11 protein-coding genes are annotated in these 16,258 nt (G+C 68.0%); 3 read left to right on the top strand and 8 right to left on the bottom strand.

The genetic code is table 11. The annotated features are described in order from the left end of the window. From BST42_RS04785 to BST42_RS04770, 4 genes are read right to left on the bottom strand one after another with little or no spacing between them, the layout of a single operon-like run. Positions 1-1,467: an AMP-binding protein gene (locus BST42_RS04785; protein WP_083117427.1), complete on the bottom strand. Its 1,467-nt coding sequence runs from the start codon at positions 1,465-1,467 to the stop codon at positions 1-3. Continuing rightward, complete coding sequence (locus BST42_RS04780) at positions 1,460-2,449, bottom strand: phosphotriesterase family protein (protein ID WP_435406008.1); 990 nt, start codon at positions 2,447-2,449, stop codon at positions 1,460-1,462. Before BST42_RS04780 ends, BST42_RS04785 begins: the two co-directional genes overlap by 8 nt. 11 nt (positions 2,450-2,460) lie before the next feature. Continuing rightward, complete coding sequence (locus BST42_RS04775) at positions 2,461-6,711, bottom strand: alpha-(1->3)-arabinofuranosyltransferase (protein ID WP_083117426.1); 4,251 nt, start codon at positions 6,709-6,711, stop codon at positions 2,461-2,463. Between the two features lie 46 nt (positions 6,712-6,757). Beyond that, positions 6,758-6,931 (bottom strand): DUF2613 domain-containing protein, encoded by a 174-nt coding sequence (locus BST42_RS04770; RefSeq protein ID WP_071948071.1) that lies wholly within the window; start codon positions 6,929-6,931, stop codon positions 6,758-6,760. Between the two features lie 140 nt (positions 6,932-7,071). Between BST42_RS04770 and BST42_RS04765 the strand changes: the two genes are divergently transcribed. Further along, complete coding sequence (locus BST42_RS04765; protein ID WP_083117425.1) at positions 7,072-8,283, top strand: glycoside hydrolase family 3 N-terminal domain-containing protein; 1,212 nt, start codon at positions 7,072-7,074, stop codon at positions 8,281-8,283. Between the two features lie 50 nt (positions 8,284-8,333). Continuing rightward, the gene (locus BST42_RS04760) at positions 8,334-8,954 is read left to right on the top strand and encodes a TetR/AcrR family transcriptional regulator (protein WP_083117424.1); all 621 of its coding nucleotides are present in this window, start codon (positions 8,334-8,336) and stop codon (positions 8,952-8,954) included. Here BST42_RS04760 and BST42_RS04755 read toward each other — a convergent pair. Both BST42_RS04755 and BST42_RS04750 read right to left on the bottom strand, forming a co-directional pair. Continuing rightward, on the bottom strand, positions 8,951-9,766 hold the full coding sequence (locus BST42_RS04755; protein ID WP_083117867.1) for a MaoC/PaaZ C-terminal domain-containing protein: 816 nt from the start codon (positions 9,764-9,766) through the stop codon (positions 8,951-8,953). The genes BST42_RS04760 and BST42_RS04755 overlap by 4 nt on opposite strands. 40 nt (positions 9,767-9,806) lie before the next feature. Continuing rightward, on the bottom strand, positions 9,807-11,177 hold the full coding sequence (locus tag BST42_RS04750; protein ID WP_083117423.1) for a 3-oxoacyl-ACP reductase: 1,371 nt from the start codon (positions 11,175-11,177) through the stop codon (positions 9,807-9,809). 66 nt (positions 11,178-11,243) lie between these two features. On the opposite strand from BST42_RS04750, the gene BST42_RS04745 reads away from it, so the two are divergent. After that, entirely contained in the window at positions 11,244-12,596 is a 1,353-nt protein-coding gene (locus tag BST42_RS04745) for an acetyl-CoA C-acetyltransferase (protein WP_276009633.1), read from the top strand. Positions 12,597-12,816: 220 nt separating this feature from the next. Here the strand turns inward: BST42_RS04745 and BST42_RS04740 are convergent, their stop codons facing one another. Together BST42_RS04740 and BST42_RS04735 are read right to left on the bottom strand one after the other, a co-directional pair. Continuing rightward, positions 12,817-14,043 (bottom strand): alpha/beta hydrolase family protein, encoded by a 1,227-nt coding sequence (locus BST42_RS04740; RefSeq protein WP_110918498.1) that lies wholly within the window; start codon positions 14,041-14,043, stop codon positions 12,817-12,819. 174 nt (positions 14,044-14,217) lie between these two features. Beyond that, positions 14,218-16,053, bottom strand: coding sequence for an acyl-CoA dehydrogenase (locus tag BST42_RS04735; RefSeq protein WP_083117420.1), 1,836 nt, complete (start codon positions 16,051-16,053; stop codon positions 14,218-14,220). Between the last annotated feature and the right edge of the window lie 205 nt (positions 16,054-16,258).

Here is a 16,258-nt window from a genome sequence, read left to right as displayed (position 1 = left end):
CTAACCCTGCAGCCGGGCGATCACCTGATCCCGGACCGCGGATCGGCGGGCTTTGCCCGCGTCGTCGCGCAGCGGGGTGTCCACGAATTCCACAGCGCGCGGCACCTTGTAGTCGGCAAGCCGCTGCGCGACGAACGCTTTGACATCCTCTTCGGTGAGTACATCACCGTCGGTGTGCACCAACGCATATGGCACCTGGCCGAGGTCTTCGTGCGGTACCCCGACGGCCAGACAGGACAGCACGGCGGGGTGCTCGGACAGGGCACTCTCGATCTCCGCGGGGTACACGTTGCGGCCGCCGACGGTGAACATGTCGACCCGGCGGTCGGCCAGATACAGATAGCCCTCGGCGTCGAACCAGCCGAGATCGCCGAGTGAATCCCAGCCGTCGCGGGATTTGGCGGTGCTGCCGATGTAGCGGTAGGTGGGGCTCGAGCCCGGGTTTGGGCGCATGTAGATCTCACCGAGCACGCCGGGCGGACATTCGTTGCCGTCGTCGTCGAGCACCTTCATCTCACCGGCCACCACGCGACCGACCGAGCCGCGGTGGGTCAGCCATTCCGAACCGCTGATGAACGTCAGTGCCTGAAGTTCGGTGCCGCCGTAGAGTTCCCACACCGCGTCCGGGCCGAGCAGATCGATCCACGCCTGCTTGACGTTCGGCGGGCACACGGCGGCGACGTGCCACAGCCGGCGCAGCGACGACAGGTCGTAGGCGCCCGGGTTGGCGTGGTAGACCGGCAGCAGGCGCTGCATGATCGTCGGCACGGTGGTCAGGTAGTTCACCTTATAGTCGGTGATGACCCGCAGGAAGCGCTCCGGGTCGAACCTGGGCAGGAGCACCAGGTGCTGCCCGGTCGCCAATGCGATGGTGGCCGAGGTGAACCCGGTGTTGTGGCTCAGCGGCACCGGCACCAGTTGGGTGTCGGTCGGCTCGTTGCCCATCCCCATCGCCACCAGGTCGGCCGGGTACCGGCTGTCCCCGCCGGCCTCGATCAGTTTTGGTCGCCCGGTGCTGCCACCCGATGCGATCGACTTCCAGGCCGGTGAAACCGCTTCGGGCAGTGGATCATCGGACAGGTCGGCACGTCCGGTGAAGTCGGCGGGCACCGACGGCACCACCCCGCGCGGGTCGGCACGGCCCACCAGCAGGGCGCGCGGCTTCAACTCGAGCAGCCCCTCGAACTCGGCGTCCGGCATTCGCGGCGACAGCGGTTGCGGGATGGCGCCGAGCTTCCACACCGCCACCGTCGCCTGCACCCACTCGATCGAGTTGGCCACCGCGATCGTCACGTAATCGCCTTGGCTGACTCCCAGTTCGGCGTAGGCGCGGGCCAGCCGGTTCGAGGCCGACTCCAGCTGCGCGCGGGTGACGGTGCGGCCCTCGCACGACACGGCAGGACGATCAGGTGCCTCGGCGGCCAGCTGGCTCAGCCGGGCCCCGAGCGCAGGGGTTTGATCACGCATAGGCGCCCTGCTTGGCGAAGATGGTGCGGGGGTTGTCCACCAGCATGGTGGTGATCTGCTCGTCGGTCACCCCGCGCCGCCGCAGTGCGGGCAGCACATCGTTGTGGATGTGCCGGAAATGCCAGTTGGGCATGGCCACCGGGATGACTTCCTCCGGCAGCCAGTCGATGTAGCAGGACGCGTCGTGGGACAGCACCATCTTGTCGGCGTGCCCGCGTTCGCACATCCGCACGACGGTGTCGACGCGGTCGTCGAAGCTGAGGAAGCCGTCCAGGCCGAACCGGTCCATGCCGAGATAGGATCCGGCGGCGATCAACTCTTCGAGGTAGCCGAGGTCGGTGGTGTCGCCGCTGTGCCCGATGATCACCCGGCTGAGGTCGACGCCTTCTTCGGCGAAGATCTGTTGCTGCTCGAGACCGCGCCGGCTGAGCGCGTGCGTGTGGGTGGTGATCGGCACACCGGTCTGCTTGTGGGCCTGGGCGACCGCGCGCAGGACTCGCTCGACACCCGGGGTGACACCGGGTTCGTCGGTGGCGCACTTGAGGATCCCGGCCCTGACGCCGGTGTCGGCGATGCCTTCGGTGATGTCCCGGACGAACAGTTCGGTCATGATCTCCGGACCGTCCAGCAGGGTTCCCGGGCCGGTGAAGTGGAAGTACATCGGGACGTCGTTGTAGGTGTAGATCCCGGTGGCCACCACGATCTGGAGATCGGTCTGGGCGGCCACCCGCTGGATGCGCGGAATGTAGCGTCCCAGTCCGATGACCGTCGGGTCGACGATGGTGTCCACCCCGAGCGCCTTCAGCTCGTTGAGCTTGGCGACGGCATCGGCTTCCCGGGCGGCCTCGTCCCCCCAGCCCTCGGGATAGTTGGCCATGATCTCCTGCGACAGGATGAAGACGTGTTCGTGCATGAACACCACACCCAGGTCGCTGGTCGCGACCGGGCCTCGAACGGTGGCGACCTGTGACAGCTCTGTCATGGGGTGAAACCCTAGTGCGAAATGCTTGTGCCGTCGTCGGTTTCGCTGTCAGTTGGCTCCGGCTGTGGAATCGGTCGCGGTATCGCCGAGGCAGCCAGGGCGCCGACCGCGATCAGCGCCAGCAGCTGGACCCAGGGAGAGTGGCCGATATAGCCGTCGACCGAGCGCCACGGGTAGCGCGAGAGTAGCGCGCCCGCCGCGATCAGCCCGCAGGCACTGGCCGCCAGCGTCAGCCGGTCGCGCAGCCGGGCCCGGCTGCGAAGCAGGTATCCGAGCAGCATCGCGGTCCCGAACACCGCCAGGCCGCCGAGGCCGGCGATCAACCCACCGGCGGCCAGCACCCCGGCGCCGGCCAGCAGGGGAACCGCCCAGGGCCGGGCCGGCTCGTAGGTTGTCGGCGGCCGTCGTGGCGGCACCAACGTCAGCAGCAGGAGCAGCGGCAGCAGCGAAAGGCCGACGGCCAGACCGATCCGGTAGACCCGGTTGGACGGGAAGCTGACCGTGACGGTGCCCTGTTCACCGGCAGGCACCACCCAGCCTTGTTGCCAGCCGTTGACGATGACCGGCGTGAGGGTGACCCCGTCCGGCAGTCGGGCCACCCAGCCGGGGTTCACGCTCTCCGGGACGACCAGCACGCGTGCGGTGGGCGCCCGGCTGACGTTGAACTCCCGCCGGTCGGCACCCCAGCTGGTGATGTCGGCGGGAGTCGTTGCTGCGGTGGCGATCTGGCTTGCCAGCGGGCCGGACAGCTGGACTCCGTCCACCACGAATGCCGAGCCGGGGCTGATCAGCAGCTCCTGTTGGCCGGCGGGCAGAGCGATCGGCGCCGGGTCGCACGCGCGGGCCGGTACGGGTTCACCGTCCAGCAGGGCGCCGACGGTGGTGGTCACCGAGGTCTGCACGAACCGGCCCGAGACCGCCACGATCGGTCCCTGGCCGCAGGGGATCTCGATGGTGCGTTTGCGATTGGTGGCCGCATCGGCCGCCGCGACGGGCTTGCCGTCCGGGCCCAACACCCCGACCTCGGCCAGACCGGGCGGCTTGAGCTGATCGAAACCGAGTGCGGTGCGGTCGATCACGTCATTCCAGTTGAGCAAGCTGATCCGGACGGTGTCCGTCAGCCGCGGATGCAGCGTGACGGTTTGCGCGCCGGCATCCGGTCCGCCGTCCAGCCTGCGGACCTGCGGCCCGTCACCGAGGTCGACGGCCACCATCGTGGGATGGGTGGGCAGCGCCGACGAGCTCGGGGTCAGCACCAGCCCGGTGACCTCGGTCGGCTTCGGCAGGGTGACTGTCAGGGTGGGGGCACTGCGATGCTGTACCACGTTCTGTGGTGCCGTCCACGAGGTACGTGGGTCGCCATCGGTTGCGGCATAGGCGGATCCGTCGACATCGATCAGATCGGCGTCGGCGCGTGAGCGGACGGTGCCGGGCTGGGCGATGAGGTCCGCGAGGTGCGGTCCCTGCCGGGCGCGCACCCAGACCGTGGGGGTGACGTCGATCGGTTTGGGCACGGTCAGCGTGCGACTCAACGTGACCGGCTCCTCGGGAGCCTGAGACATCGACGCCGCGCAGTGCACTCCGTCGGGGGAATCCGCGCAGCCTTGCCGGCCGAGCAGTTCGGAGCCCAGATCCCACGCGGCGATCGCGGACCCACCGGGCGGGCCGGGCACGACGATGCTGTGCCTGATGTCGACGGGATGGGCGAATCCGGAGGCGTCGAACTGGGTCACCGACAGGTCGGTGATGCCGAACTGCACGCCCGACGAACCGTCGTCGGTGCCGATCGCGGTGATCCGGACCCACGGTGACTCGCCGTACGGCAGCGCCACCGTCAGAGGTTTGCCCGGCTCGTCGAAACGCACTGTGGTGGTTCCGTTTTCGGTGGACACCTGCAGTCGGCGGACTTGAGCGCCGACGGCGGTGGCGCTCGGGGTGATCGTCAGTGTCGCATTGGTGACCGGATGGTCGAAGTCGACCTGCAGCCACTGTCCGATTGCGGACTGCAAGGAGTTGGACACCCACGCGGTGGCGGAGTCGCCGTCGATGGCGGCGGCGGGTCCGCTGGCCGGCGCGACGTTGGGCAGCGCGGTGGCGTCCGACGACGAGCTCGACGCGGACAGCCGCCCACCGGTCCAGGCGCCGTGGACCTGCTTGGCACCGGGAACCGGGTAGTCGGGCACCCGGTTGAAGGTGTTGCGGTGGTCGCCCTCGGCCCGGGCCGCCGACGAGTGGTCGTCGACCCGGCCGTAATCGGTTTCGCGGTCGACGGGGGTGTCGGTCACGGTGACCACCGGCACCGGGAGCCCGGCGCGCTGGGCATCGGAGGTCAGCAGCATCGGGCCGAGCGGGGGCAGTCCGAGCAGCCTGCGGCGTTCGTCGAGACGCAACAGCACCTCGGGACCGCCATCTATCCGGGCCATCCGGTTCGCATCGGTCAAATATGGTGTCGCCGGATTACCTTGGGCGCCAACGTGATAGATCTCGACTGCGGGATAGCGTGGCCGAAGCCCGCTGTCGCTGATGAAGCCGTCCAGGGTGCCCGGTCCGACCGGCTCGCCGAACTGTGCCACCTTCTGCAGCCCGGGCGATCCGTCGATGGCGCGGTGCACCAGCAGCGGGCGGGCCGAGCGCGACTTGTCCGGGTCCAGGTCGTTGCGGACCACCACGTAGGAGATGCCCTGCCGGGCCAGGGTGTCGGCAAGCCCCGCCGAGGGCCGGCCCGCGGCGAACAGCCGCTGCACCGAATCCAGTGCGCGAATCGTCTGCGGCGGAGTCAACGGGATGGAATCGCGTACCCCCCATGGGCTTTCGCCGAGCACCTGCAACGGCTCGTCATGGCTGTTACCCCAGACCTGGGTGGCGAACGGCGCACCGGGAACCACCAGCACCCGGCCCGGTGTCGGCTGACCGGTGTTGTTCTTGGTCAGCCAGTCCGCCGCCTGGTGCCAGTAGTCCGGGATTGCGCGGAATGCACCGGGCGGGGTGAGCCTGCCGGTCCATGCCATCGACGTGGCGACCATGAGCGCGGCCATCACCACGATGCCGACCGCCACCCGCTTGTCGTTCTCGGGATGCGCGAACGCGCGCACCCACACCGGCCGGGGCGCGCTGCCGGGCAGCGGGATTCGGCTGAGCAGGTGTGCCAGTCCCAACACCAGCGGAAGGCGAATCACCGGCTCGAGCTTGTGGACATTGCGCAGCGGGGCGCCCGCCGCGTCGAGGAAGGCTTGCACGTGCTGCGCCACCGGCGAGCCGAGTCCACCGGAGTAGCCGAGGCCCAGCAGCACCACACCGGTGAGCAGCATGATGATCAGCCGTCCACGGGCCGGCATGGATCGCAGCGCCAGCCCCGCCATCCCACCCGCCGCGACGAGAGTCGTGGCCAGCACCATCGCCGGCTGGGTCACCAGCTCGGCCGCGGCGGTGGCGTTCGGCGAGACGAACGGCGTCCAGCTGTCGGTGCCGCGCAGCATCTCGGTCAGCGACGCCCACTGCGTGGTGACCCCGGACGACTCGATGAAGTCCAGGAACGGCGGACTGATCCGGCCCAGCAGCAGCAGCGCGACCACCCACCACGTGACCGCTAGGGCCGAGGCCAGCGCCCACCAGGCGCTGAACCGCAGCCACACCCGGTTGGGCCGATGGCACAGCCACCAGATGATCGCGGGCAGGCAGCCGGTGAGCGTCGCGACGGCGTTGACCGCGCCCATCAATGCCAGCGCCAGACCGGCCCGCCCGGCGAGTATTCGCAGCGACCTTCCCTCCCCGCCGCGCAGCGCGAGGATCACCGGCAGCAGCACCCACGGCGCCAGCATCATCGGCAGCGTCTCCGATGAGATCGACCCCAGCGTCGTCAGCACCCGTGGAGACAGGGCGAACGCCAGAGCACCGATGATGCGTGACGATCGCGTCCCGATGCCGAGAGCCTCGGCCACCCGCAACAAGCCCCAGAATCCGGCAGTCAGCAGCAACGCCCACCAGAGCCGCTGAGTGACCCAGCCGGGCAATCCGAGGGTGTCGCCGAGCAGGAAGAACGCCCCGTGCGGGAAGAGGTAGCCGTAGGCCTGGTTCTGCGCCTGCCCGAACGGCAGGTCGCTGTTCCACAGGTTGGCCGCGCGGGTGAGGAAACGCAGCGGGTTGGCGGTCAGGTCGAGCTTGGTGTCCGGCGAGATCAGTCCCGGCGACTGGGCGAAGCACAACACCAGCGCGACGAGGAAGACACAGGAGAGCCAGCGCCGCGATAGCGGCGGGGTCGTGATGGGCGCCTCCGTGACCGCGGGGGAGGCGGCGGTGAGCGTGCTCAGGCTAGCCGCGGTTGCCGTACTCGACGCGGTTCAGCACCGACGACGCAGGGTCGCCAGGCGACAGCGGCGGCTTGGTGTCCTGCTGGATCATCAACGTCACGCCGAAGATCGCGGCGGCTCCGAGCAGCAGACCGACCACGATGCTGGCGGCGGCAGGAACCACGAACCGGGTCATGGTCGCTTCTCCTCGCGGTGCTGGGACGGTGCAGATCATCGGGTGAAGACCGGCAATGTCACGGGTGAATACCCGCTGGCAAACCTAGCACGCGGCCAATCTTGGTTGGCCCTCGGCGAGGGCCGTGACAGCATGTGCGGATGCCTAACCGCCTGTTCTCGATTCGCGGAGTCGCGGCCCTGTCAGCACTACCCCTGCTGCTTGTCGGCTGCTCAGGGACGGCGTCGCGCCCCGCGGCGTCGTCGTCGGCCCCGGTCAGCACGCCGTCGTCGGCCAGTTCGGTGCCGATGGCCGGACCGGTCCCGGCGCCTGCCTCTCCGGCGCCCCCGGCGTGTGGCGATGGCCCCGCGTTGCTCAGTGCGATGTCGACCCGCGACAAGCTCGCCCAGGTGTTGATGGTCGGGGTCAAGGGCGCCGCCGACGCGCGCAACGTGGTGGACACCTATCACGTCGGCGGCATCTTCATCGGCAGCTGGACCGACCTGTCGATGCTGACCGACGGCTCGCTGCCGGATTACGCCAACGCCGGCCCGCTCCCGCTTGCGGTGAGCGTCGACGAAGAGGGCGGCCGGGTGCAGCGGCTGACGTCGCTGATCGGCGACGCCCCGTCGGCGCGGGTGCTGGCACAGACCCAGACTGCCGACCAGGTGTACCAGCTGGCCCTGGACCGAGGAAAGAAGATGCGCGGCCTCGGCATCACCATCGACTTCGCGCCCGTCGTCGACGTCACCGACGCCCCGGACGACACCGTGATCGGAGACCGTTCCTTCTCCGACGACCCGGCGAAGGTGACCGAATACGCCGGTGCGTATGCCCGCGGTCTGCGTGACGCCGGCCTGCTCCCGGTGCTCAAGCACTTCCCCGGCCACGGACACGGCTCGGGTGACTCGCACACTGCCGGGGCGGTCACCACCCCGCCGCTGGACGCCCTCATGGCCAGCGACCTGGTGCCCTACCGCACGTTGACGACGGAGGCGCCCGTCGCCGTCATGGTGGGTCACCTCGAGGTGCCGGGGCTGACCGGGACGACGCCGGCAAGTCTGAGTGCCGCGGCGGTGGGTCTGCTGCGCAGCGGCGGCTACGGCGGCCCGGGCTTCGATGGGCCGGTTTTCAGCGACGATCTGTCCAGCATGGCGGCCATCTCCGATCGGTACGGGGTCGCCGAGGCGGTGCTGCGCAGCCTGCAGGCCGGCACCGACGTGGCGCTGTGGGTGACGACCGACGAGGTGCCCGCGGTGCTCGACCGGCTCGAGAAGGCGGTCAACGCGGGTGAACTGTCGCTGCCCGCGATCGAGACTTCGGTGTTGCGAATGGCGCGTCTGAAAGGGCAAAGTCCCCGCTGCGGCGGTTAGCCTGAGAGATCACGGACACAGCGATGCGGGGTCTGGCGGGAGGCGGTGATATGGCGGGTGGCACCAAGCGGTTGCCCCGTGCCGTGCGGGAGCAGCAGATGCTCGACGCCGCTGTACAGATGTTCTCGGTCAACGGCTATCACGAGACGTCGATGGACGTCATCGCCGGTGAGGCGCAGATCTCCAAGCCGATGCTGTATTTGTACTACGGCTCCAAGGAAGAACTGTTCGGGGCCTGCCTGGCCCGCGAACTCAGCCGCTTCATCGAAGCGGTGCGTGAGGACATCGACCTCAAGCAGAGCCCACATGACCTGTTGCGCAGCGTGATTCTGTCGGTGCTGCGCTACATCGACGCCAACCGAGCGTCCTGGATCGTGCTCTACACCCAGGCGACCAGCTCGCAGGCGTTCGCGCACACCGTCCGCGAGGGCCGCGAGAAGATCATCGACATGGTGGCCCGGCTGCTGGAGGCAGGCACTCGACATCCTGAGCCCGGCACCGACTTCCACATGATGGCCGTCGCCCTGGTGGGCGCGGGTGAGGCGGTCGCGGCCCGCGTCAGCGCAGGTGACGCCGACGTCGACGAGGCCGCCGACATGCTGATCAACCTGTTCTGGCGTGGCCTCAAAGGCGCCCCCTCGGACAAGGAAGCCGCACCCGCGACTTCCTAGAGCCCGCGAACCGTTCCGGTCAGGTGCGGGTATCCCTTGCTCAGGTTGCGCATCGAGATGTCCCACCCATCGGTCACCCGGTCGACGTAGAGCCCGGCGGTGGCAGGCAGGATGACCGGCTTGCCGAACTTCACCGAGTAGCGGACCCCGTCGGGGATCTGCGCTTCGATATTCGCCAAAACCGCTGCCGCACTGAACATCCCGTGTGCGATCACAGTGGGGAAGCCGAACAGTTTCGCGCCGACCGATGTGGTGTGGATCGGATTGTGATCGCCGCCGATCGATGCGTAACGCCGGATCTGGCCGGGGCTGATCCGCAGGATCGCATTGGGCGACGGCAGCTTCGGCCGCTTGGGCGGCTCGGGCTTGGGTCCACCGGACAGGCTGGTGCGCTGCTGGTGCAGGAACGTCGTGACCTGATGCCAGGCGCGCTCGTTGCCCACGTGGATGTCGGCGATCACGTCGACCAGCAGACCCTTGCGATGCTCGCGGAGGTTCTCGGCGTGCACCTTGAGCTTGACGGTGTCGGTGACCGCGATCGGGCGGTACCGGGTGATCTCGTTCTCCACGTGGACCGCGCCCATGGCGGCGAACGGGAAGTCGAAACCGGTGATCAGCGCCATCACGGTGGGAAACGTCAGCACGAACGGATAGGTCAGCGGCACGGTGTCGCCGAAGCGAAGGCCGGTGACCGCCGCGTAGGCGGCGACGTTGGACGGATCGATGGCCAGGTCATCGACCGTCAGGGTGCGGGTGGGCAGATGATCGCTGCGCGGGATGAACGGCAGCGAGCCCGCCGCGGCGCGCAGCATGTTGCGCAGTCCGCTCGGCTGTTCGGTCACGGTGCTCACCCTAGGCTCCCAGCATGGCCTGGCCGCAGACTCGGATCGTATTGCCGGTCACGGCATTCGACGCCGGGCTGGCGAAGTAGGCGATGGTCTCGGCGACGTCGACCGGCTTGCCGCCCTGATACAGGGAGTTCAGCCGGCGGCCGACCTCACGGGTCGCCAGCGGGATCGCGGCGGTCATCGCGGTCTCGATGAAACCCGGTGCGACGGCATTGATCGTGATGCCCTTCTCGGCCAGCGACGGCGCCAGCGCCTCGGTGAGGCCGATCATGCCGGCCTTGGTGGCCGCGTAGTTGGTCTGGCCGCGGTTGCCCGCGATGCCGGCCATCGAGGACAGCCCGATGATCCGCCCGCCCTCGCCGATGCTGCCGTTCTCGATCAAACCTTCGGTCAGGCGTTGCGGTGCAAGAAGATTCACCGCAACAACCGCATCCCAGCGGGCATCGTCCATGTTGGCCAGCAGCTTGTCGCGGGTGATCCCTGCGTTGTTGACCAGGATGTCGGCGCGGCCGCCGTTGTGGTCGGAGTAGTGCTCGCGCAGGTGGTCGGTGATCTTCTGCACGGCGTCCTCGGCGGTGACATCCAGCGGCAGGGCGGTGCCGCCCACCTTCACAGCGGTTTCGCTCAACGCGTCACGCGCGCTATCGACGTCGATCGCGACCACCTTGGCGCCGTCACGGGCGAACACCTCGGCGATCGTGGCACCGATGCCGCGGGCCGCACCCGTGACGATCGCGACCTTGCCCTCGAGGGGCTTGTCCCAGTCGGCGGGCGGGGTGGAATCATCGGCGCCCACATAGAAGACCTGTCCGTCGACGTAGGCCGACTTGCCCGACAGCAGGAACCGCAGCGTCGACTCCAGGCCGGTCGCAGCGGGCTTCGCCGCCGGCGACAGGTAGACCAGCGAGACGGTGGCCCCGTGGCGGACCTCTTTGCCCAGGGACCGGGTGAATCCTTCGAGGGCGCGCTGGGCGATACGCTCGTTGGCGCTGCCCGCCTGGTCGGGGGTGGTGCCGATCACGACGATGCGACCCGAATGGCCGAGGTTGCGCAGCAGCGGGGTGAAGAACTCGTAGAGGCCGCGCAGTCCGGCCGGCTCGGTGATGCCGGTGGCGTCGAAGACCAGCCCGCCGAACGAGTCGGCCCAGCGGCCACCCAGATTGTCGCCGACCACGTCGTAGTCCTCGGCCAACGCCGCGCGCAGCGGCTCGACCACGCGGCCGTCACCACCGATCAGCAGCGAACCGGCCAGCGGTGGCTCACCGGCTTTGTAGCGGCGCAGCGTCTCGGGCTGCGGAATGCCGAGCTGCTTGGCCAGCAGGGAGCCCGGCGCTGAGTTGACGATCTGCGAGAAAAGGTCGGAAGCCACGAACATGCCTTTCGAGTTGCGATGCGGGTGGACCGGGAACGAACTTACTCCAGAGTAAGGACCGTGTTTAGTATGGGTGGGTATACCCCCTCTCAAACCGAACCCAAAGGGGAGATTGACGTGGCCTCTACCACTGGAAACAGCCGCCGGGTCGCCGTGATCGGCGGCAACCGCATTCCGTTCGCACGCTCCGACGGCGCATACGCGCAGGCGTCCAACCAGGACATGTTCACCGCTGCGCTCGGCGGCTTGGTGGACCGATTCGGACTGGCCGGCGAGCAGCTCGGCGCGGTGATCGGCGGCGCGGTGCTCAAGCACAGCCGCGACTTCAACCTGATGCGGGAAAGTGTGCTCGGCAGCCAGCTCTCGCCGTACACCCCCGCCATCGATCTGCAGCAGGCCTGCGGAACCGGTCTGCAGGCCGCGATCGCCGCCGCCGACGGAATCGCAGCCGGGCGCTACGAGGCCGCGGCTGCGGGCGGCGTGGACACCACCTCCGACGCCCCGATCGGACTCGGCGACGAACTTCGTCGCACATTGCTCAATCTGCGCCGGTCCAAGTCGAACGTGGACCGGCTCAAGCTGGTCGGCAAGCTGCCCGCCTCCCTCGGCATCGAGATCCCGACCAACGGCGAGCCTCGCACCGGGTTGTCGATGGGCGACCACGCCGCGATCACCGCCAAGCAGATGGGCATCAAGCGCGTCGATCAGGACGAGCTGGCCGCCGCAAGCCATCGCAAGATGGCCGCGGCCTACGACGCCGGGTTCTTCGACGACCTCGTCACCCCCTTCCTCGGGCTGTACCGGGACAACAACCTGCGGGCCGACTCCAGCGCCGAGAAGCTGGCCAAGCTCAAGCCGGTGTTCGGCGTGCGCAACGGTGACGCGACGATGACGGCGGGCAACTCGACGCCGCTCACCGACGGTGCCTCGGTGGTACTGCTCGCCAGCGATGAGTGGGCAACGTCACACTCGCTGACCCCGCTGGCCTACTTCGTCGACTCCGAGACCGCCGCCGTCGACTACGTCAACGGCGCCGACGGCTTGCTGATGGCACCCACGTACGCGGTGCCTCGCCTGCTCGCCCGCAACGGCCTGACCTTGCAGGACTTCGACTTCTACGAGATCCACGAGGCGTTCGCGTCGGTGGTGCTTGCCCACCTGCAGGCGTGGGAGTCCGAGGAGTACTGCAAGGAGCGTCTCGGCTTGGATAGTGCACTGGGTGCGATCGACCGCTCCAAGCTCAACGTCAACGGCTCCTCGCTTGCAGCCGGCCACCCGTTCGCCGCGACCGGCGGCCGGATCGTGGCCCAGCTGGCGAAACAGCTGGCGGAAAAGCACAAGGAGACGGGCCAACCGGTGCGCGGGCTGATCTCCATCTGCGCGGCAGGCGGCCAGGGCGTGACCGCGATTCTCGAGGCGTAGAAAAAAATCGAAAAAAGTTTCCGCGGGTTTGTAACGAACCTGTACGGGCAACAGATGTATTGGATAGCTCCGTGTTGCCGTCTGACCCCCCGACCCGACGGCAACACGGGGCATCCTCTTTGTTTGTGTCCTGGTGACGCGAACGAAGGACCGCCGCTGGACAAGAGGGGATTCCAGCGGCGGTCACTATGAGGACTTCGATCTCCGCTGGAGACTCTCTCTATCCCCGGTCTACGAGCCCCGACTGCACGAGTGCGGCGTCCACGAACTGCTGGACCGGACGGGCTTGAAAAAACCCGGTGTGCCCGCCGCGGTACCAGCCGATGTCCGGCCGCCCCCAGTGCTCCCACAAGCCCAGCACCTGCTCGCGCGGGTGCACGATCCGGTCGGCCACGCCGGCGTAGATGAACCGGCCCTGCGGCGCGACCTTCGCTTGCAGCGACAGCGGCGAGATCATGTCGCCGATCGGTGCGGCCAGCTCCAGAGTCCGGTGCCGCGGATCGTCGACGCTCAGTCCGGCGTGCCGGCCCAGGATCGACACCAGATTGGCCGGCGGTACGCCGAGAATGGCGCACGTCAGGTCCTCATCGAGACTGGCGACCAGGGCGGCGATGTAGCCGCCCAGCGAGATGCCGTTCACCCCGATCCGCGCGTCGGGCTGCTGCGACCTGATCCAGGCCAGAACCCGGCGCACGTCCCACACCGCCTGCGCGGTGGCGTGGACGTCGTCCATCACGTCCTCGCCGGGGAACACCGCGCCCTTGGGCAGGCCTTTGGCGCGCGGGCCGTGCATGGGCAGCACCGGCAGGATGACGTTGAGGCCGAATGCCTCGTGGAGATGCCACGCCCGGAACAAGGTGAGGTCGAGGTTCACGCGGCCCATCTCGGTGCCGTGGATGCACACCAGCCACGGCCGGGGCTCGCTGTGGCGCAGCATCAGCGCGTACTCGCGGCGGTTGCCGGTGTAGCTGAGCCACCGCTGGCGGCCCGGTTCCTTCGCATACGGCGCGTAGCCGCTGTCGAATGACATCCGTTCGTGTGTGCGGTTGCCCTTGCCGAACGTCCGGATCGAGACATTGGTCGGCGCGGGCGGCGCGGCGAAGAAACCCTCCGGCCTGGCCAGCCAGCCCTGCTTGCCGTAGAAGTCGATGGCTTTGACGACTTCGGCGTTGATCTTGTCGTAGACCGCTGCGTCGCTGAGCGGACGGCGCATACGCAGCCCGACCAGAACGATCTCGTCCCGCAGGGCGTGGGTGGCCAGCGAAAGGGTCGGTCGGGCGACCGGCAACTCGCCGCTACCGCCGTCGAGGTATGCGCCCCAGGAGCGCGCGTAGTACCCCGCGGTCTTGGTGAAGGGCGCGACAATATTCGCCAGCGGCGCGCCGACGCCCGGCTTCTTGCCGGTAGACGCGGCATGCGCGGGAACTGCATCGTTGCTGTCGAGCATTGCCATCCCTCGAATGTAGCGGATCGCCGGCTGACTTCCAGGGCCCAAAGTCCCGATATCAGTCCAGCGGGGTCGTCAGCTGGCACAAAGGGACGAAAGTCCCCGGGTGAGTCGGCACCGAAACGCCAACGGCTCCGAGACCCGAAGGTCCCGGAGCCGTTGTGCGTGGATAACTCAGAATGCTGCTTCGTCGAGCTCCATGATCTCGTTGTCGATCGTCTCGATCACCTGGCGAGTGCTGGTCAGCAGCGGCAGCATGTTCTTCGCGAAGAACGACGCGACCGCGATCTTGCCCTCGTAGAAGGCGGCGTCGGCGCCGCTGGCACCGGCGTCGAGCGCCGCGATTGCCACCGCGGCCTGACGCTGCAGCAACCAGCCGATGACCAGGTCGCCGACGCTCATCAGGAAGCGGACCGAGGCCAGCCCCACCTTGTAGATGCTGGCGGCATCCTCCTGCGCGGCCATCAGGTAGCCGGTCATGGAGGCGGCCATACCCTGGACGTCCTCGAGCGCCTTGGCCAGCAGCTCGCGCTCCGACTTCAGCCGGCCGTTGCCCGACTCGTTGGAGATGAACGCCTCGATCTGGCCGGCCACGTGCGCCAGCGCAACACCCTTGTCGCGCACGATCTTCCGGAAGAAGAAGTCCTGCGCCTGGATGGCGGTGGTGCCCTCGTAGAGCGAGTCGATCTTGGCGTCGCGGATGTACTGCTCGACCGGGTAGTCCTGCAGGAAGCCGGAGCCACCAAAGGTCTGCAGGCTCTCGGTCAGCTTGGCGTAGGCCTGCTCGGAACCGACACCCTTGACGATCGGCAGCAGCAGATCGTTGACCTTGACCGACAGTTCGGCGTCGACGCCGTGCAGAGCCGCGGCGACTTCGGCGTCCTGGTAGGTCGCGGTGAACATGTACAGCGAGCGCAGTCCCTCGGCGTAGGCCTTCTGGGTCATCAGGCTGCGACGGACATCGGGGTGATGGGTGATGGTGACCCGCGGCGCGGTCTTGTCGGTCATCTGGGTCAGGTCGGCACCCTGCACGCGCTCCTTGGCGTACTCCAGAGCGTTCAGGTAACCGGTCGACAGCGTGGCAATAGCCTTGGTGCCCACCAGCATTCGCGCCATCTCGATGACGTCGAACATCTGGGCGATGCCGTCGTGAACCTCACCGACGAGCCAGCCCTTGGCAGGCACCCCGTGCTGGCCGAAGGTCAGCTCACAGGTGGTGGAGACCTTCAGGCCCATCTTGTGCTCGACGTTGGTGACGAAAGCGCCGTTGCGCTCGCCGAGCTCGCCGGTCTCGGGGTCGAAGTGGAACTTCGGCACGAAGAACAGCGACAGGCCCTTGGTGCCCGGGCCGGCGCCCTCGGGGCGGGCGAGCACCAGGTGGAAGATGTTCTCGAACATGTCGTCGGAATCGGCCGAGGTGATGAACCGCTTCACGCCGTCGATGTGCCACGAACCGTCGTCCTGCTTGACGGCCTTGGTGCGGCCGGCACCGACGTCGGAGCCGGCATCCGGCTCGGTGAGCACCATGGTCGAGCCCCAGCCGCGCTCGGCGGCGAGGACGGCCCACTTCTTCTGCTCGTCAGTGGCCAGCTTGTAGAAGATGCTGGAGAAGCCCGCGCCACCGGCGTACATCCAGACCGCCGGGTTGGCACCGAGCACGTGCTCGGCCAGCGCCCAGACCAGGGCGCGGGGAACCGGCGTGCCGCCGAGTTCCTCTTCGATACCGACCTTGTCCCAGCCCGCTTCGGTCACAGCGTGCACGGACTTCTTGAACGCCTCCGGCAACTTCACGGAGTGGGTCTCGGGATCGAAGACCGGCGGATTGCGGTCACCCTCGACGAACGACGCGGCGACCGGACCTTCGGCCAGCCTGCTCATCTCCTGCAGCATCTCGCGCGCCGTGTCGGCGTCTACATCGCTGTAGCTGCCCTGGCCGAGCGCCTTCTCGAGACCGAAGACCTCGAACAGGTTGAATACCTGATCGCGCACGTTTGACTTGTAATGGCTCATGACGGCTCCTCCTCAGCGAGAATGTCATCTGAATTTGGGCTTTGTGGTTGAGTACTTCGGTCTAAGTTACCCACCAGTAACACGGCTTACTATACCCACGGGTAATGGGAAATCAACCGGGTGTGAGCAAGTTCAGCCGACTAACCAACCCACCGGTCGGTTTGGGGCTCTGCGGCGATCCTCGGCTCGCCGCTTTTCGACCGCG

Source organism: Mycolicibacterium rhodesiae (assembly GCF_002086695.1).
In the GTDB taxonomy this organism is placed as follows: Bacteria; Actinomycetota; Actinomycetes; order Mycobacteriales; family Mycobacteriaceae; genus Mycobacterium; species Mycobacterium rhodesiae.
The sequence above is the reverse complement of the archived record's forward strand: the minus strand, read 5'-3'. Positions and strand labels throughout refer to the sequence as shown.